The organism is Propioniciclava soli, assembly GCF_038502305.1.
Classification (GTDB): Bacteria; Actinomycetota; Actinomycetes; order Propionibacteriales; family Propionibacteriaceae; genus Propioniciclava; species Propioniciclava soli.
Genome location: NZ_CP115965.1, coordinates 2,745,688 through 2,763,664 on the forward strand (window position 1 = coordinate 2,745,688; position 17,977 = coordinate 2,763,664).

16 protein-coding genes are annotated in these 17,977 nt (G+C 73.4%); 6 read left to right on the forward strand and 10 right to left on the reverse strand.

Features of this window, described 5'->3' with window-relative positions:
* Window positions 1–978 (forward strand): hypothetical protein, encoded by a 978-nt coding sequence (locus PCC79_RS12370; RefSeq protein ID WP_342371998.1) that lies wholly within the window; start codon window positions 1–3, stop codon window positions 976–978.
* A gap of 45 nt (window positions 979–1,023) precedes the next feature.
* A complete protein-coding gene (locus PCC79_RS12375) occupies window positions 1,024–3,243 on the forward strand; it encodes a HelD family protein (protein ID WP_342371999.1) in 2,220 nt (739 codons plus the stop codon).
* Window positions 3,244–3,276: 33 nt separating this feature from the next.
* On the opposite strand, the gene PCC79_RS12380 is transcribed toward PCC79_RS12375, so the two are convergent.
* A complete protein-coding gene (locus PCC79_RS12380) occupies window positions 3,277–3,717 on the reverse strand; it encodes a hypothetical protein (RefSeq protein WP_342372000.1) in 441 nt (146 codons plus the stop codon).
* Window positions 3,718–4,036: 319 nt separating this feature from the next.
* Between PCC79_RS12380 and PCC79_RS12385 the strand changes: the two genes are divergently transcribed.
* Entirely contained in the window at window positions 4,037–4,522 is a 486-nt protein-coding gene (locus tag PCC79_RS12385) for a hypothetical protein (RefSeq protein WP_342372001.1), read from the forward strand.
* 21 nt (window positions 4,523–4,543) lie between these two features.
* Here the strand turns inward: PCC79_RS12385 and PCC79_RS12390 are convergent, their stop codons facing one another.
* Window positions 4,544–5,431: a methylenetetrahydrofolate reductase gene (locus tag PCC79_RS12390; protein ID WP_342372002.1), complete on the reverse strand. Its 888-nt coding sequence runs from the start codon at window positions 5,429–5,431 to the stop codon at window positions 4,544–4,546.
* Between the two features lie 51 nt (window positions 5,432–5,482).
* Here PCC79_RS12390 and PCC79_RS12395 point away from each other — a divergent pair, with 51 nt between their 5' ends.
* Window positions 5,483–6,598, forward strand: coding sequence for a polyprenyl synthetase family protein (locus PCC79_RS12395; RefSeq protein WP_342372003.1), 1,116 nt, complete (start codon window positions 5,483–5,485; stop codon window positions 6,596–6,598).
* A 27-nt stretch (window positions 6,599–6,625) separates the two neighbouring features.
* On the opposite strand, the gene PCC79_RS12400 is transcribed toward PCC79_RS12395, so the two are convergent.
* Entirely contained in the window at window positions 6,626–7,363 is a 738-nt protein-coding gene (locus PCC79_RS12400; protein ID WP_342372004.1) for a hypothetical protein, read from the reverse strand.
* A 143-nt stretch (window positions 7,364–7,506) separates the two neighbouring features.
* Here PCC79_RS12400 and pknB point away from each other — a divergent pair, with 143 nt between their 5' ends.
* Entirely contained in the window at window positions 7,507–9,534 is a 2,028-nt protein-coding gene (pknB, locus tag PCC79_RS12405) for a Stk1 family PASTA domain-containing Ser/Thr kinase (protein ID WP_342372005.1), read from the forward strand.
* Between the two features lie 41 nt (window positions 9,535–9,575).
* Here the strand turns inward: pknB and argE are convergent, their stop codons facing one another.
* The 3 genes from argE to PCC79_RS12420 all read right to left on the reverse strand — a co-directional run bounded on the left by argE (window position 9,576) and on the right by PCC79_RS12420 (window position 12,262).
* Entirely contained in the window at window positions 9,576–10,745 is a 1,170-nt protein-coding gene (gene argE / locus PCC79_RS12410) for an acetylornithine deacetylase (RefSeq protein WP_342372006.1), read from the reverse strand.
* Between the two features lie 207 nt (window positions 10,746–10,952).
* The gene (locus tag PCC79_RS12415) at window positions 10,953–11,594 is read right to left on the reverse strand and encodes an MBL fold metallo-hydrolase (protein WP_342372007.1); all 642 of its coding nucleotides are present in this window, start codon (window positions 11,592–11,594) and stop codon (window positions 10,953–10,955) included.
* Window positions 11,595–11,653: 59 nt separating this feature from the next.
* Window positions 11,654–12,262: an NADPH-dependent F420 reductase gene (locus tag PCC79_RS12420; protein ID WP_342372008.1), complete on the reverse strand. Its 609-nt coding sequence runs from the start codon at window positions 12,260–12,262 to the stop codon at window positions 11,654–11,656.
* 70 nt (window positions 12,263–12,332) lie between these two features.
* Between PCC79_RS12420 and PCC79_RS12425 the strand changes: the two genes are divergently transcribed.
* On the forward strand, window positions 12,333–13,358 hold the full coding sequence (locus tag PCC79_RS12425) for an LLM class flavin-dependent oxidoreductase (RefSeq protein ID WP_232548560.1): 1,026 nt from the start codon (window positions 12,333–12,335) through the stop codon (window positions 13,356–13,358).
* Here the strand turns inward: PCC79_RS12425 and PCC79_RS12430 are convergent.
* The 4 genes from PCC79_RS12430 to PCC79_RS12445 all read right to left on the reverse strand — a co-directional run bounded on the left by PCC79_RS12430 (window position 13,313) and on the right by PCC79_RS12445 (window position 17,939).
* Window positions 13,313–13,876 (reverse strand): hypothetical protein, encoded by a 564-nt coding sequence (locus PCC79_RS12430; RefSeq protein WP_342372009.1) that lies wholly within the window; start codon window positions 13,874–13,876, stop codon window positions 13,313–13,315. The two genes, PCC79_RS12425 and PCC79_RS12430, sit on opposite strands and share 46 nt — an antisense overlap.
* An 824-nt stretch (window positions 13,877–14,700) precedes the next feature.
* A complete protein-coding gene (locus PCC79_RS12435) occupies window positions 14,701–15,729 on the reverse strand; it encodes a threonine aldolase family protein (protein WP_342372010.1) in 1,029 nt (342 codons plus the stop codon).
* Window positions 15,726–17,111, reverse strand: a complete 1,386-nt coding sequence (locus PCC79_RS12440; RefSeq protein ID WP_232548651.1) for a class II 3-deoxy-7-phosphoheptulonate synthase — start codon at window positions 17,109–17,111, stop codon at window positions 15,726–15,728. The genes PCC79_RS12435 and PCC79_RS12440 overlap by 4 nt, the downstream gene beginning before the upstream one ends.
* Window positions 17,112–17,189: 78 nt before the next feature.
* Complete coding sequence (locus tag PCC79_RS12445; RefSeq protein ID WP_232548557.1) at window positions 17,190–17,939, reverse strand: lysophospholipid acyltransferase family protein; 750 nt, start codon at window positions 17,937–17,939, stop codon at window positions 17,190–17,192.
* Between the last annotated feature and the right edge of the window lie 38 nt (window positions 17,940–17,977).

The following is a 17,977-nucleotide window of genomic DNA, read 5'->3' on the forward strand; positions in this document are numbered from 1 at the left end:
GTGGGCACCGTCGCCGTCCTCGGCGGCACCGTCGCCGGTGTCGCCGCCGCCGCCCGGCTCGCCCACGTCGGCCACGACGTCACCCTGGTCGAGCCCGACCCCGGCTGGCCGGACGCGCTTGCCGCCCAGCTCGGCGCGACGGCGGGCTCGGTGGTGGTCGACTTCCCCGCCCCGTGGCGCGACCTGTTCACCAAGTCGGGCCGCCCCGCCAAGGGCGCGCTGGGCCTCCACGGCCTCGAACTCGTGCCCCACCCCGACAGCCCCGGCGACCGCGGGGAGCAGTGGTACCGCGACGTCGACGCCCTCGGCGAGGACGCCGCCGCCGCCTGGCGCGACCTCGTCGACGCCGCCGACCGCACCTGGCAGGCGCTGCGTCCCCTCGGCCTGGAGGCCGAACTCACCGACGCCGCGGTGGCCCGCGCCGGGCTCGACCCCCGGCGCAGCCTGGCGCACGTGGCCCGCGACCTCCGGCACCCCGTGCTGGCCGACCGCGTCCGCGCCGTCGCCACCGACCGGGGGTTGGACCCGGCCGACGCGCCCGCCTGGCTCACCTCCCGCCTCAGCATCGACCGCACGTTCGGCCGGTGGCAGCTCGTGGACGCCGCGGGTGCCCCGGCGCCGGCGTCCGCCCTGGTCGACGTGCTGCGCGGCCGGATCGCCGCCCGGGGCGTCCCCACCACCGCAACAACGCCGGCCGCCGCCGTCACGATCGACACGCGCGACCCCGGCCTCACCTGGCACCGCCCCCGCCGCTGGCGGCCGCGGGACACCTTCGTCGACCAGTTGCTGGCCCGCCCCCGCCTCGCCGACCCCAGCGCCCCGGGCCGATTCGTCGCCCACGCCTCCAGCCCGGGCGGGGCAGAACCGTGGGCCCAGGTGCTCAGCGGGGCGCTGGCGTCCTACGCCGCCCACGCGCACCTCACGGGGGAGGACATTCGGCCGACGAACACCCACCAGGGCCATGGACGGGCGCGGTAGGATGTCAGGTCTTGGTCATGTCACGGTCACCAGGCAGGACGACTCTTGAACGATGCAGAGCTGCTCGCACGCGAGCTGGCCACTGAGCAGGCACACGTGGATGCCGTCCACGCCCGACTGGAGGAGGCGACCCTCTCCGCTCGCTCCGCCGCGAGGACGGGACGCGCGATCTACACCTCGGACCGCCAGAGCTGGATGCGCGAGGAGGACGGCACGGCGATGTTCGAGCGCGACGCCTTCGCCTTCCAGGCCGCGCGCCGCCTCGCGACGCTGGACGCCGAGCACGAGGGCCTGGTCTTCGGCCGGCTCGACCTCGACGAGACGGGCGACTCCACCGGTTCCGACGGTCGCGAGGTGCGCTACATCGGCCGCATCGGCGTCCGCGACGAGGAGTACGAGCCCCTGGTGATCGACTGGCGGGCGCGGGCCGCCGAGCCGTTCTACCGGGCGACCGCGACCAACCCGATGGACGTCGTGCGGCGCCGCGTCCTGCGCTGCCGCAACGAACAGGTCATCGGCATCGAGGACGACCTGCTCGACACGGACGCCAACCGCGACGGCCTGCCCATCATCGGCGAGGGCGCCCTCATGGCGTCGCTCTCCCGGGCGCGGGGCACGCGGATGCGCGACATCGTCGCCACCATCCAGGCCGAGCAGGACGAGGCGATCCGCGCCGACCACGCGGGCGTGACGATCATCAGCGGCGGGCCCGGCACGGGCAAGACCGTCGTGGCGCTGCACCGGGCCGCCTACCTGCTGTACTCCCACCGGCGCCGCTTCGAGCGTGGCGGCATCCTCGTCGTCGGGCCGGGCCCGGTGTTCATGAACTACATCGAGCGCGTGCTGCCCAGCCTCGGGGAGGACTCGGTGACCCTGCGCGCGATCGGGGACGTAGCGTCCGACGCGCTCGGCGGGCTCACCGCCGAGGTGGTGGACGATGCCCCCACCGCGTTCGTCAAGGGCAGTCTGCGCATGGTGTCGGTGCTGCGGAACCTCGTGAACCTGCCCTTGGTCGACCCCGGCGCCGACGGGCTGTCGCTGCGCGTCACGGTGAAGGGCAACGTGCTGAAGCTGGACGAGGGCCAGCTCGCCCGCCTGCGCGCGAACATCCTCGCCCACCAGAAGGTCAACCTCGCGCGGGACGCCGCCGAGCGGGCACTCACCGCCGCGCTCGCCGGGCAGGTGCCGGCCGACCTCGACCTCGAGCCGGAGGCGGTGGACGACCTGATCGCCTCGTCGGCGCCGTTCCAGATGTTCCTCAACGCGTGGTGGCCGGCGCTGTCGCCGACCGATGTGCTGCGGCGGCTGGGCGACCCCGGGGTGGTGGAGCGGGTGGCCGGCGGGTTGTTGGACGCCGACGAGCAGGCCCTGCTGGTCGCGTCCCGCGCCGCGGACCGGCCCTGGACCGTCGCCGACACCGCCCTGCTCGACGAGCTGGCCGCGCTGCTGGGGCCGGTCCCGGTGGAGGAGGAGGTCGACCCGACGCTGTTCCTGCTCGAGGGCGCCGAGGTCTCCGAGTTGGTGACCACCGAGCCGGGCCGGGCCGAGGCGGCGGAGTCGCTCACCGACGACGCCCACGAGACCTACGCCCACGTGCTGGTCGACGAGAGCCAGGACATCACCCCGATGCAGTGGCGCATGCTGCGGCGGCGCGGTTCGCAGGCGTCGTGGACGGTGGTGGGCGATCTGGCCCAGAGCTCCTGGCCGGATCTCGACGAGGTCGGCCGGGCCGTGCGCGACCTCATCGGCCGCGCCCCCCACCGCGAGTTCCGCCTCTCGGTGAACTACCGCTCGCCGGCGGAGGTCTTCGCGCTGGCGGCCCGCGTGGTGAAGGCGCACCACCCGACGGCGGACCTGCCGCACGCCGTGCGGTCCACCGGCGTCGAGCCAGCCCTGCTGAGCGCGGGCGAGCCGGAGCTGGTGGGTGCGGTGGCGGACGCCGTCGCCCGGCTCACCGGCGAGGTCGGCGGCACCGTCGGCGTGATCGTGCCGCCGTCGCGGCTGGCCGCTCTGGGCCAAGGGGTGGGTGCGAAGCTGGACGACGCGGTGACCCCGGAGGCCCGCTCTCGCGTGCTGTTCGTCTCGCCGCTGGAGGCCAAGGGCCTGGAGTACGACGGCGTCGTCGTGGTCGCCCCGGACGAGATCGTCGCGGAGAGCCCCGGCGGCATCCGGGTGCTCTACGTCGCGCTCACCCGCCCGACGCAGCGGCTTGTCACCCTCGACGTGGGCGGGCCCGGAGCCTGGCGGGCCGACCTGCCCGACTGATTGCGCCTGCCGGGGGTGCGGGGCGGACGCCGTTCAGCGGCTCGCGCGGCGCAGCCGGAGGCCGACCACCCCGAGCGGCACGACGGCCAGCGCGGCGACCGACGAGGTCACGAGCGCAGTGGTCGCGTGCGGGCCGGAGCCGACCCACCACGAGCCACCCACCAGGGCGACCAGCGTGCACCAGCCGAGCGCGACGAAGACGGCCCGCCGATCGGTGCGCCGGTGGGGGCCCTCGGCGCGCCGCGTGACCAGCGCGGTGATGACGAGGCCCAGTGCCAACCAGCCAAGGGCCAGGCCCAGGACGACGGGGCCCCACAACAGGTTGAATGCCTGGAACGCCACGGCCAGGGACGAGCCCAGGATCACGGCGAGCGCCAGCAGGAGCCACCCGTCCGGCCGGCGGGCCGGCGCGGGGGCGGGGGGCGGGGACGCGGCGGTGTCGGTCTCGGCGGGCCGGGGCAACAGCGTCGTCATGACGGTGAGCCTAGGGTGCCCGCGGGGGGCCCGGCGACGTCCGACGCGCGAACCCGACCGAAGACTGGCCGAACGTCCCACCAGGGTCGTACCGCGCGCGATGATGCGCCGTCGGTCCCGGCCGGGACGGTCACGGGTAGTGTCAGCCCCGCCGGATCCACCACCGCGCCGATACCGATCGGAGGACACCATGCCCCAGCTCACCCCCCGTGCCGCGCGAGCCGCACGCGTCTGGCTCGCTGCGGTCGCGCTCAGCGGGGTTGTCGGGTGCACTGCCCCCGGTGATTCCGCGTCGAGTCCGGCCGCAACGGCGCCGGTGGTGACGGCCAGCCCGGTCACGACCGCACCCTCGGTGACCCCCACCCCCACCCCGACCCCGACCGCGGCGGTGGGGGCCTCCTTCGCCGTCGAGGTCGCCAGCGGCACCCTGCCCGCCCGTTACACCGACCGGACCGAGGCGATGGCCGACGACTTCGGCGAGATGGTCGGGATCGTCCAGCTCTGGGCCGAGGGGCCGACGGACGACAACATCATCACCATCATGGGGCAGGAGATGCCCACGCAGGCCCCGGTGCCGGTCGAACAGCTCGACTGGTTGGTGGAGTCCCAGACCGACGGTGAGCTGCAGGTGCTGGAGCCCCGCACGGTCGGCGGCGTGGCGATGCGCAGGTACGCGGTGAACCAGGACGGGGGGCCGCAGACCGTGCTCGCCAAGGCCGAGGGCGGCTCCGTGGCCCTCATCATGTTGATGTCGGTCACGGACGCCGAGGCCGACATCCTGCTCGACTCGATCGTCTGGAACTGAGGCTCCGGCCGGCCCGGGCGCTCAGGCCGTCCGCACGGGCATGGCGCGGAGGCGCGCCAGGATCTCGGCGGTCGCCCGGGCGCGATTGAGCGTGAAGAACTGCAGCCCCGGGGCGCCGGCGGCGAGCACGTCGTCGGCGAGGCGGGTCATCAGGTCGATGCCGACGGCGCGGAACCGGTCGCGGTCCTCCGCCGCGGCGCGCAACGTGGCCTCGACCTCGGCTGGCATCCGCGCGCCCGAGAGGTGCGCGAAGCGTTCAATCTGGCTCGGCACGGTCACCGGCATGATGCCCGCGACGATCGGCATCGTGCCACCGAGGGCCCGGAACCGGTCGACGAGCGCGACGTAGGCGTCCACCGAGAAGAACAGCTGGGTGATCGCGAACTCCGCACCGGCCTCCTGCTTCTCGAGCAGGATGCGCGCGTCGAGCTCGGCCGAACCGTCGGGGTGGACGTCGGGGAACGCGGCGACACCGACCGTGAAGTCGCCGGACTGCTTGGCGAGCCGCACCAGGTCGGTGCCGGTGCGCAGCCCGTCCGCGTGGGGGGCGAACCGCTCCCCGTAGGTGGGGTCGCCGCGCAACGCCAGGATGTGCGTCACCCCCAGGCGCTCGTAGGACTCCAGGGCCCGGCGCACCTCGGCCGTGCTCTGCCCGGCCACCGTGAGGTGCCCCATGGTGGGCGTCGCGGTCTGGCCGCGGATCGCCCCGACGGCGGAGAACGTCTTGTACCGCGCCGCCCCAGTCGCGCCGTAGGTGACCGACACCCAGTCGGGCGCGAGCGGGCCGAGGGCGTCCACGGTGCCGATGAGCTGCTGGACGCCGGCGTCGTCGCTGGGCGGGAAGAACTCGAAGCTGAAGGTGGGGCGTCCGGGCTCGCTGAGACGTTCGACGAGGGGGGACGCAGGCATGCGCGCAACCCTAGGACAGCCGCGCGGACGGCGTCCGGATAGGCTCAACCCGTGGTCACGCTCGCTCCCGATGCCCCGCTCGCCGACGCCTTCACCCACGCCGTGTCGGACGCCCTCGCGACGCACCTCGACGCGCAGGCCGGGGTGCTCGCCGCCATCGATCCCCGGCTCACCCCCCTCATCGACCGTGCCCGCCTGTTCACCGCCGGCGGCAAGCGTCTGCGGCCCGCGTTCTGCGCCTGGGGCTGGGTGGCCGGCGGGGGCGACCCGTGCCTGCCGGGCGGCGTGGTCGCCGCCGCGGCGTCGCTGGACGTGCTGCACGTCGCCGCCCTCGTCCACGACGACGTCATGGACGCCTCCGACTCCCGCCGCGGCGTCCCGGCCGCCCACGTGCAGTTCACCGGCGACCACGCCGGGGCCGGCTGGCGCGGTGACGCGGACGCCTTCGGCCGCGCCGGCGCCGTCCTGCTCGGCGACCTGCTGTTGATGTGGAGCGAGGAGATGGTGCGGCGCGCGGCCCTCCCCGCCGATGCCCTCGAGCGCGCCCGCCCCCACCTGGAGGCGATGCGCACCGAGGTCACGGCCGGCCAGTACCTCGATGTGCTCGCCCAGGCGCAACACCCCCACCCCACGGCCCGGACGCCGGAGGGCCGGGCCGAGTTGACCGATCTGGTGCGCACGGTCGTCACCTGGAAATCGGCCTCCTACACCGTGCGGCGGCCGCTGTTGGTGGGGGCGGCGCTGGCCGGCGCCTCACCTGCGCAGCTGGACGCCCTCAGCGCGTTCGGCCAACCGCTGGGCCGGGCGTTCCAGTACCGCGACGACGTGCTGGGCGTGTTCGGCGACGCGGCGCTGACCGGCAAGACCTCCGCCGAGGACCTCCGCGAGGGCAAGCTGACCCTGCTGGCGGTCGAGGCGTTCGCGCGGGCGTCCGAGGCGGACGCCGCCACGCTCGCCGGGTTGTTCGGCGACCCCGCCCTCAGCGCGAAGGACGCCGAGGCGGCCCGGAAGATCATCGTGGCCTCGGGCGCCCGGGAGGCCGTCGAGGCCGAGATCGACCGGGAATTCACCGCGGCACTGGCCGCGCTCGAGGCGTCCGACCTCACCGCGACCGGCCGGGCGGGCCTGATCGCCCTCGCGCACAAGGCGGTGCGTCGCTCCTACTGAACGGCCGCCGGCAGAACTGCCGACGAACTACAGCTCGATCTCCCCGTCGGCGGCACCGGGGCTGGGCGGGAACGTCAGCTTGGGCCCCCCGCCGAACGCCGAGCGGGTGACCTCTTCCATGCGCGCGTCCGCGTTCCACGCCTCGCGCAGCCCGTTCTTCAGGGCGGACGCCACGGCGCCAGGGTCGGCGGCGTCGGTGATCGCGGCGCCGACCGCCACGCGCATCGCGCCGGCCCGCACGACGGCGTCCAGGCTCCGCGGGCTGATGCCGCGCACCGCAAACCAGGGCTTGGCATCCGGGTCCTGGGCCGGCGCGACGGAGGCGGCGTACCGCACCAGTTCGAGGCCGGGTCCGACGAGCAGGAAGTCGACACAGGGGTCGGCCAGGGCGGCGTCCACGGCAGCCCTGTCGTGGCACTCCCGGCCGATGACCGACCACTCCCCCAACAGCTGGCGGGCGCGGGCGGTGTTCGCCTCCGGGTCCACCAACACGACGACGTCCGGGGAGAGCTTGGCGGCCGACACGGTGCGTCCGAAGTAGCCGGACAGACCCTGGGTCACACGGGCCGCCTCCAGGATGCCGGCCAGCGCGTCGTCGGCCGTGGCGTCGGCGATCGGGTCGGACGGATCATCGGCCAGGGCAATGATGTCGGCTCCCCCGGCGAACACCGGCCGGGCCAGCGAACTCACCACCCCGGTGTCAGGCGCGATCCACAGCAGGCGCGCGAGCTTCAGTCTGGTCGCGATTCCCATCAGAGCGGTCACACGGCCAGCATGGCACATTCCCTCCCGAGCCGAACGGCATCACCGGCGGGTCGCAGGTGGACCGCTCCCCCGCGCCGCCTACACTCACCGACAAGGCGGGCACGCCTCTTCCTTCCCCGATCCGTGCCTGGAGAGTCCTTGTGTTGACGAGTGAGCGCAGCCGCGACGGCCTCATCGGCCACGTGCTGGACGACCGCTACGAGGTCGTCAGCAAGCTTGCGCGCGGCGGCATGGCCACCGTCTACCTGGCCCAGGACCTGCGGCTCTCCCGCACCGTCGCCATCAAGATCATGAACGACGGTCTCGGCGACGCCGACGACTTCGCCCGCCGCTTCGACGCCGAGGCGCGGGCCGCCGCGCACCTCTCCCACCCCAACGTGGTGAGCGTCTTCGACCAGGGCTCCGACGACGGCCGGCCCTACATCGTCATGGAATACGTGCAGGGCTGCACCCTGCGTAATCTCATCACCCGCGAGGCGCCGATGGAGCCGGGCCGTGTGCTCGACCTGCTCGAACCGGTCTGCTCGGCGCTCGCTGCCGCCCACGCGGCCGGGATCATCCACCGCGACGTCAAGCCCGAGAACGTCCTGATCTCCGACCGGGGCGAGGTCAAGGTGGCGGACTTCGGCCTGGCCCGCGCCATCACCGCGCAGTCGCACGCCGCGACGACGGGCCTGGTGATCGGCACGGTGAGCTACATCGCGCCCGAGCTGGTGACGCGCGGCCGTGCCGACGCGCGCTCGGACGTCTACAGCCTGGGCATCGTCATGTACGAGATGCTGACCGGCCGCAAGCCGCACACCGGCGACGAGCCGATCCAGGTCGCCTACAGCCACGTCCACCACCAGATCACCGCGCCCTCGATGGAGTTGTCGACGACGTGGCGCGACTCCCGCGATCCGCTCCCCGCCTACGTGGACGCCCTGGTGACGACCGCCGCCAACCGCGACCGATGCAACCGGCCGCTGGACGCCGGCGTCCTGCTCGCCCACCTGCGCCAGGCGCGCGCCGCGCTGGGGCGCGGCGTGACCGAGGACGCGCACCTCGTCGCCCGCATGCGCGAGACCACGCTGTCGGAGGAGACCACGGCCGCCGTGCCGCCCGTTCCGCACGCGGCGATGCCCGCAGAGCGGCGGTTCACCCCGGTGACGCCCGTCTCGCCGAGCTTCGACGTGTCGGCCGACGGCGCGCCGTTCTACAGCACCGGCCCGGTGCCCTACTCCCCCCAGTCCCCCATCACCCGTTCGCTACCCACCCTGGGCCCGGACGACCCGCCCCCCAGCCGCCACCGGGTGCGCTGGGGGCGCCTGGTCGCCCTGCTCGTGGCCCTCGTCGTGCTCGCCGGAGGCGGGTGGGGCAGCTGGTACCTCCTTGCGGGGCGCTGGACGACCGCACCGGCGTTGGCGACGTTGACGCAGGTGGACGCCCAGGCGGCGGCGCAGGCGTCCGACCTCGGCGTGGTGTTCGAGCAGGAGTACTCCGAGGACGTGCCGGCCGGGCAGGTGATCCGAACCGAGCCGGCCGAGGGCGAGCGCGTGCTGCGCGAGGGCGTCCTCACCGCCTACGTCTCGCGGGGGCCGGAGCGCTACGCGGTGCCCGAGCTGGTGGGCCGGACGCGCGCGGAGGCCGAGGCGGCCCTCGCAGCGCTGACCCTGGCCCCGAGCGTCACCGAGGCCCACGACGACGACGCCCCCGCCGGGCAGGTGCTGGCCCAGGGCACCGACGCCGGCACGTCGGTGCGACGCGCGACGACGGTGGACCTGACCGTCTCGCTCGGTCCGGCACCCGTCGAGGTCACCGACTTCACCGGCGAGGCCGCCAGCGACGCCCAGGCGTGGGCCGAGGAGAACGCGATCACGCTGAACGCCACCGAGGAGCACAGCGACACCGTCGCCCGCGGCGTCGTCATGAGCCAGGAGCCCGCCGCGGGCACGCTCCACCGCGGGGACGCGGTCGCGATGGTCGTCTCGAAGGGCCCCGAACTCGTCACGATCCCGTCCGGCCTGCGCGGCCGGGGGGCCGAGGCCGTCGCCGAGCAGTTGCAGGCGCTCGGCTTCCGCACCCAGTACAACCGGCTGGTCAGCGGGCAGCTCGGCCTCGTCCTGCGCATCGAGCCCGCCGAGGGCACCGCGGTGCCGAAGGGGTCGATGATCACGATCCACGTCGTCTGAGGCCGCGGCCCGCCGGCCACGGCCTCACGCCGGCCGCCGCCTCAGGCGCGGAGGTGGGCGATGAGGCGTCCGACGAACTCCTCGCACGCCGCGAGCTGCGAGATCTCGATGAACTCGTCGGCCTTGTGCGCCTGCGCGATGTCGCCGGGGCCGCAGACCACCGCCGAGATGCCCGCGTCGCTGTAGATGCCGGCCTCGGTGCCGTAGGTCACCTTGTCGGGGAGGGGTTCGAGACCCAGCGCCTCGCCCAGCCGGACGGCCGGGGCGTCCAGCGGCGTCTCCAGCCCGACGGTGGAGGTCCCGACGGCCACCGTGACCGACGCCGCCGGATCCTCGTCCCGCATCGTCGCCTCGACCTGCGCGCAGGCGGCCTCCAGCTCGGCGATGACGGCGGCGTCATCCACCTCGGCGATGGCGCGGAACTCGAGGGCGACGTCCGCCTCGGCCGGGATGATGTTGACGCCGTTGCCGCCCGAGATCAGGGTGACCGCGCCGGTGGTGTGGGCGATCGGGTAGCCCTCGTCGTAGGGGCCCTCGTCGCGCCACCGGTCGCAGCGCTCGCGCCACCAGCGGATGATCGAGGCGGCGTGCTCGATGGCGTTGACGCCCTGGTCGGTCAGCGAGCTGTGGGCGGCGACGCCGCGGACGGCGATCCGGATGACGTTGATCGACTTGTGGGCACAGATCATGCGCATGCTGGTGGGCTCGCCGACGAACGTGACCTCGGGGGCGAGACCCAGCTCGGCGAGGGCGTCCACCATGGGCGGGGCACCCTGGCAACCCACCTCCTCGTCGTAGGAGAACGCGAGGTGGACGGGCTGGCGCAGCGGCTGGGCGAGCAGCTCCGGGAGGGCGGCGATCACGACGGCGTTGAAGCCCTTCATGTCCGCCGTACCGCGGCCGTAGAGGCGTCCGTCACGCTCGGTGAGCTCGAAGGGGTCGGACGTCCATGCCTGCCCGTCGACGGGCACGACGTCGGTGTGGCCGCTGAGCATGACCCCGCCGGAGGTGTTGTCGTCGGCGTCCGGCACGGTGACGACGAGGTTGGCCTTCGCACCGTCCGGGGTCGGGAAGACGTGGGGGGTCAGGCCGAGCCCCCGGACGTGGTCGGCCACCAGCTCGATCAGAGGCAGGTTGGAGTCACGGCTGGTGGTGTCGAGGGCGACGAGCCGGCGCAGCCAGTCGCGGGTCTCGGGGGAAACAGACGTCATGGTTCCTTCCTACCACTGCCCACCCAACCCGCGCCGGGCGCTGGGGGCGCTGTCGGATGCTGGTGGGCGCTGGTGGGCGCTGTCGAGTGCATTTGGACCCGAGGAAGTGGCGCCATGGCACCATTTCCTCGGGTCCAAATGCCCGGCCGTGGGGCCCGGCCGTGGGCCCCGGCCGTGGGCCGAGCGTGGAGGTGGACGCCCGGGGTGTCAGCTCTGCCAGGCCTCGCCGCCGCGGAGATCCGCCACGTCGGTGGGCGTCATGTCGGCGAAACGGCCCTGGATGAGGTTCCAGCCCCGGTCGTTGACGAGCCCGTTGTGGATGCCGAACCCGCGGGGGGCCTTGAGCTCGCGCAGGAAGTCGATGTGCTCCTTCAGCGCGGCCCACGGCCCCATGACCGGGACGGCGACGATGTCGATGCCGCCGGGCACGGCGTCCAGACTGTCGCCGGGGTGGAAGAACGTCGGCTCCCCCTCGGCATGCACCACGAGGCCGACGTTGCCGATGCGCGGGATGTCGCGGTGGATCACCGCGTGCAGGCCGCCCACGGCGTCGATCCGGACGCCGCCCAGCTCGACCGAGGCGTCCGCGGCCAGCCGGTGGGCGCGCTCGGGCAGCTCCACCGCGTCGAACACCCCCGGCTCGACGTGGATCGCGGCGTCGGGGTTGGCCGCGAAGAGCGCACCCACGTGCTCGGGGTCGATGTGGTCGGGGTGGGCGTGGGTGACGCAGATGGCGTCCAGATCGGTCAGCGCGTGCCAGCCGTCGGAGAAGTTGCCGGGGTCGAAGAGGATCCGGCGGTCGGCGACCTCGACGAGCACGGCGGAATGGCCCAGGTGCATGATCTTCATACCCCTACCCTGCCCCATCGCTCCGGTCGGCGCAGCCGGTGGGACGCGGGGCGGCGCGCTCAGGCCAGCGCAGCCCGCAGATCGGACGCGGTCAGCACCCGCCCGAAGACGGGGCCGCCGGGTTCCAGCAGCTCCGCGGAGTCCATGCCGACCGCGACCGGGTCGAAACCGAGGACGTCCACCACCGCAGCGACCTGCGCGACGGCGTCCGCGTCGTCACCGGCCACGGCGACGGCGCGGCGTCCGGGGGCGCCGGACGGGCGGGCGTCGGCCAGTAGATCGGCGTAGGCGAAGTGGTTGAGCGTCTTCACCAGCCGCAGCTCGGGGTGGCGCGCGGCGAGCGCGGCCGTCGTGGGCCCGTCGGCCCGGACGCCGTCGGTCGCCTCCCAGGCGTTGGTGGCGTCGACCACGACCGCGTCACCAGCCTGCGCCAACGGGAGGCCGGCGACCACGGGCTGCGGAACGGCCAGGATGACGACGGCGCTGGACGCGAGCAGCGCGGCCGCGTCCACCAGGTGGGCCCCGGGCAGGACGCTGCCCACCACGAGCTCCAGCAGGGGGCGGGACGGGTCGTCGGCGACGGCCACGTCGAGGCCCGCGTCGAGCGCGAGGCGTCCGAGAGCGCTGCCGAGCTTGCCGACGCCGATGATGCCGAGGTCGTAGGTCACGCATGCTGCAACGCCTCTGCGGCCCATCCCATTCCGGGAATAGTTGAAGGTTGCACTACGTTGGGTGGGCATGAACCTGGAACTCGGCATCGACCACTTCGGCGACATCACCCACGACGAGCACGGCCAACCCCTGCCCCACGCCCAGGTGGTGCGCAACGTCGTGGCCGAGGGCGTGCTGGCGGACGCCGTCGGCGTCGACTTCATCGGGCTGGGCGAACACCACCGCGATGACTTCGCGATCTCCGCACCGGAGATGGTGCTGGCCGCGATCGCTGCGCGCACCGAGCGCATCCGGCTCGGCAGCGCCGTCACGGTGCTCAGCTCCGACGACCCGGTGCGCGTCTGGGAGCGTTTCTCGACCCTGGACGCGCTGAGCGACGGCCGGGCCGAGGTGATCCTCGGCCGCGGCTCATTCACCGAGTCGTTCCCGCTGTTCGGCTACGCGCTCGGCGACTACGAGGCGTTGTTCGAGGAGAAGCTGGCGCTCTTCGCCGCGCTCCGCACCGAGCAGCCGGTCACCTGGCAGGGCACCCACACGCAGCAGTTGGACGCCGCCACCCTGTACCCCACGCTCGAGCACGGCCCACTGCCGGCGTGGGTGGCGGTGGGCGGCAGCCCGCAGTCGGTGATCCGCGCCGCGCACCACGGCCTGCCGCTCATGCTCGCCATCATCGGCGGGCCGGTGGCCCGGTTCGCTCCGTTCGCCGACCTGTACCGGCGCGCGTTGGCCGAGTTCGAGCAGCCCGAGCAGCCGATCGGCTACCACTCGTTCGGGCACATCGCCGAGACCGATGAGCAGGCCGTCGAGGAGTTCTACGACGCCTGGCTCGCCTCCGTGAGCCGGATCGGTTCGGAGCGCGGCTGGAGCCGGCCCACGCGGGAGTCGTTCCTGCACGAGGTGGAGCACGGCTCCATGGTGGTCGGCTCCCCGGAGACGGCGGCCCGCAAGATCGCCGCGGGGGCGAAGGCGCTCGGCGCCTCCCGGTTCGACGTGAAGGTCAGCACCGGCCCGCTGAGCCACGAGGCCATCAGCCGCAGCATCGAGCTCTACGGCACGACGGTCGCACCGCTCGTGCGTGACATGCTCGCCTGACGCGGGGCCCCGGACGCGCGGGAGAGGAAGCGCCGGCGGGGCCTGACCGGCTCCGGATCCGGCACCGGCGGCGCCACCCCGCACTCGACGCCAAACCCGACGAGCCCCGCGCCGATGTCACCGGCGAACCGGGCCAACACCCGGGCCACGGGATCCACCACCGAGCCGTCGGCGAGGCGCAGGGTCAGCGCAGGGCGGGCCTGCTCCTCGTCGGTGGAGGCGTCGGTGGTCGCGTCGAAGGAGGCGTCGGAGAGCGCCACACCGTCGACCAACCATGCGCCGCCGGCGGCGCGCCGGATGACCTCGCCGACGTAGATGTCGAAGGCCTGCAACCGCTCCTCGCGCTCGGTGGCCAACAGCCCGCGGCGCCGCGGCGCGCGCGCCCGCACCTCGTCGTCGAAGAACGCATCCAGCGCCGCAAGGCTCTTGGGAGTGAAATCCGCCTCGTAGCCGCTCGCGGACAGGGCCGCCGACGCCCACCCCGCAGCAACGCGGATGGCGTCGCGCTGATGTGCCATCCCACGAGCCCTTTCTCGTCAGGGGGAGCTGATTCTCTCCGGGAGGCTACCTGCCCCGGCGGCCGCCGCGCCAGCCTGCGCAACGACCCCAAGGCTGACAATTTTCTCAGGATCGATGACATGCGTACGTAGGCCGCGCCGCAGCCCCGGCCCAGTTCCGCCCTCGCGGCCGGCTGGCTCGCGGCCCCGTGCAACGCCCCATAGACGGCGACGCCGGTGGGCGTCCCCGTGGTGCACAACTCCTCGAACATCCGGCGGACGTCCCGCAGCGGGTGCAGCCGGGCGCCGTCGTCGAGCAGCAACAGCAGACGTCCGTTCTCGGGGTCGTGCAGATCGACCTGCCAGACGCCACCTGCCGCCCTGCGGATGGTCTCCCCCACATAGGCCCCGACGGCATCGAGGCGCCCGTCCAGGTCACGGCCCAGCACGCTCCGCCGCCGGACGCGGCCCGTCCTCGTCTGATCGGCGAAGAACCGGTCCACCTCACCCAAGGTGTCAATGGTGAAATCGACGCCATAGCCGGAGGACGTTAGCGCAGCGCAGGCCCACCCCGCACTCACCCGCACATCTCGCCCCGGGTCATCCTGCCTTTCGGCGCGCCACCGTCGAACCTCGCGCCCGGGGTCACCCCGCATCGGTCGCCCCTCTCTCGCCCGCTTCCCGGCCTCGGCTGTGCGCTCATCGGGCTGGATGTGGGCGACGATACAGGGGTGGATGCAGAAGCTCCCCAGCACGTGAAAAGTTGACGATGATGATTTTCTGGCGTCCCGGGGAGCCCCGGTGGTGACCGGTGCGGTGGCGTCCTGCCGGGGCGCCGGGCCCGGTCAGCCGAGGAGCGGCGCGAGAATCTCCCCGGCGCGCCGTGCCTGGTCGGCCGTGACGCCCAGGTGCGTCACCGCCCGGACGACCCGGGCCCCGACCACCGACAGCGCGATGCCCTCGGCGAGAGCGCGGGCGGCGACCTCCACGGCCAGCACGCCACCGGTGTGCACCACGACGATGTTGGTCCCCGGCTCGGCCACCCGCGCTGGGCTCCCCACCGGCAGCGCTTCTCGGGCCGCATCCGCGAAGGCGCTTGCCGCGGCGTGGTCGTCGGCGAGACGGGCCACGTGGTGGTCGAGGGCGTACAGGCAGGCCGCCGCGAGCAGCCCCGCCTGACGCCACCCCCCACCGAGCCTCTTGCGCAGCACCCGCGCGGTCGCCATCTGGGCTGCCGAACCCACCAGCACCGAGCCGACCGGCGCACCCAGGCCCTTGCTGAAGCACACGCTCACCGTGTCGAACAGCGCGCCGTAGGTGGCCAGGTCTACCCCCGTCACCACGTGGGCGTTCCACAGCCGCGCGCCGTCGAGGTGGCGCGCCACGCCGGCGTCCGCGCACAGCGTCGACACGGCCTGCAGTGCGGCCAGGGGCTGGATCGTTCCGCCACCGAAGTTGTGGGTGTTCTCGAGGGCGACGCACGCCGTCGACACGAGGTAGGGGCCGGCGTCCGGCGCCAGCAGTGCCGCCACCCCGTCGGGGTCGACCCGGCCGTCGGGCGTAACCCACGTGCGCATCGTGACGCCGGTCAGCGCGCCGTGGGCACCCATCTCGGCACGGGCGATGTGCGCGCCGGCATCGCACAGCACCTCCTGACCGGGCCCGACGTGCTGCGCCACCCCGAGAACGTTCGCCAACGACCCGGTGGCGCAGAACAGCCCGGCCTCGTGGCCCAGCAGTGCCGCCGTGCGCGCCTCCAGCTCGGCGATCGTCGGGTCCTCCCCGTAGACGTCGTCGCCGACCGGTGCCGCCGTCATCGCCGCGAGCATGCCGGCGGTGGGCACGGTGACGGTGTCGGAGCGCAGGTCGATCACAGGTCGATCGCCTCGAAGTCCTGGGCGGGGTTGTACCCGCGACGCGTCCGGTCCTCGTTCAGCCGTTCGGCCAGATAGAAGGCCAGCTCGAGACCCTGGTTGCGGTTCAACCGGGGGTCGCAGGCCGTCTCGTAACGGTGGGCCAGATCGGCCTCGGCCAGCTCGCCGACGCCGCCGACGCACTCGGTGACGTCGTTGCCGGTGAGTTCCAGGTGGACGCCGCCGGGCCAGGTGCCCAGCTCACGGTGGACGTCGAAGAAGCCGTCCACCTCGTCCCAGATCACCGGGAACGCGCGCGTCTTGTACCCGTTGTCCGTCGCGAAAGTGTTGCCGTGCATCGGGTCGCAGACCCACGCCGGCGTCCGACCCGTGGCCTGCACCGTCTCGATGATGGCGGGCAGCGCGTCGCGCACCTTCTTGGCGCCGAGGCGCGTGATGAGCGTGAGGCGTCCGGGCTCGTTGTCGGGGTCGAGCTTCTCGACCAGGGCCCGCAGGTCGGACGCCGCGACGCTCGGCCCCACCTTGATGCCGATCGGGTTGCGCAGCCGGCTGAGCAGCTCCACGTGGGCCCCGTCGATCTGACGGGTGCGCTCACCGATCCACAGCATGTGCCCGCTCGTGCCGTAGGGCTGGCCGGTGCGGGAGTCGATGCGCGCCAGGGCGTGCTCGTACTCCAGCAGGAGGGCCTCGTGCGAGGCGTAGTAGTGGACGACCTTGAGCGCGTCGTCGCTCACACCGCAGGTCACCATGAAGGCGAGCGCGCGCTCGATCTCGGCCGACAAGGCCTCGTAGCGGGCTTCGACGCGGGAGTTGCGCACGAAGTCGGAGTTCCACGAATGGACGGTCCGCAGGTCGGCGAACCCGCCCTGGACGAACGCGCGCACCAGGTTGAGCGTGGCCGCGCTGAGGTTGTACACCTCGACGAGCCGGTGGGGGTCATGGGCCCGCCCCTCGGGGGTGAACGCGAGCCGGTTCACCGCGTCGCCGCGGTAGCTGGGCAGCGTGACGCCCTCACGCGTCTCGTCGTCGTTGCTGCGCGGCTTGGCGTACTGCCCGGCGATGCGGCCGACCTTCACCACCGGCACCTGCGCGGCGTACTGCAGCACGACCGCCATCGAGAGCTGCACGCGCAGGGAGTTGCGGATGTTGACGGCCGTCACCGAGTCGAAGGTCTCCGCGCAGTCCCCCGCCTGCAGCAGGAACGCCCGCCCCTGGGCGACGTCGGCGATCCGGGCCTTGAGGTCGTCACACTCGCCGGCGAAGACCAGCGGCGGCCGGGCACCCAGCTCGGCGACGGCGGCGTCCACCGCCGCCCGGTCGAGGTAGGTGGGCTGCTGGCTCGCCCCGATCGCGTGGAGGTCGGGGAGGCTCGGGATGGTCATCGGCACCCCGAAAGGATACGTGAGCGGCCGGGGTTGCGCCGCCCGCGTCCCAGCGCCTCCGGACGCGGCGCGCGCGGCTCAGCGCGCGCGGGGTTCGGGCGCCGGGCCACCACCGGGACGCGGCAGCGTCCGCCGCGCGACCTCGTCGGGGGCCATGCCGCCGTACTTGACCGACGTGGAGTAGGCGTTGACGTAGGTCTGGCCGGTGAGCTCCTGGATGGCGGCCATGATCTCGTCGGTGATCCATCGGACGAGGGCGCGATCGTCCGCGCGATCGGCGTACTCGCTGAAGTCGAGGGGGGTGCCGAAGCGGATGACGGGACGCGACGCCCACGGCACCACGCCGAGCTTCTTGCCGGTGATCTGGGTGTCGATGACCCCGACCGGGACGACGGGCGCCCCGGTGAGCATCGCGAGCCGCGCCACCCCGGTCTTGCCCTTGTAGAGACGGCCGTCGGGCGAGCGGCTCCCCTCGGGGAAGATGCCGGCCACCTGACCATCGGTGACGGCCTGCACCACCGGCCCGAGGCCGTCCATGGAGGCCCGCCCTCCCGAACGGTCCAGCGGAACCTGTCCGACGGCCTTGAGGAACCAGGCGACGAGTTTGGACTGCCACCCACGGTCGCCGTCGAACAGCTCCGCCTTGGCCGGGAAGGTGACGCGCCGCCGCATCAGCGCGGGCATCACGTAGGTGTCGATCGCCGAGACGTGGTTGCTGGCCAGGATCACACCGCCAGTGCTGGGTACGTTCGACTCACCGACCGTCCGGCCGCCGTAGCCCCACTTCGACAAGGCCCGGAACGGCACCTTGAACACCTCGTACCACATGCACGCACTCCCTTCCCGGCCACACCCTAGTGCCCCGC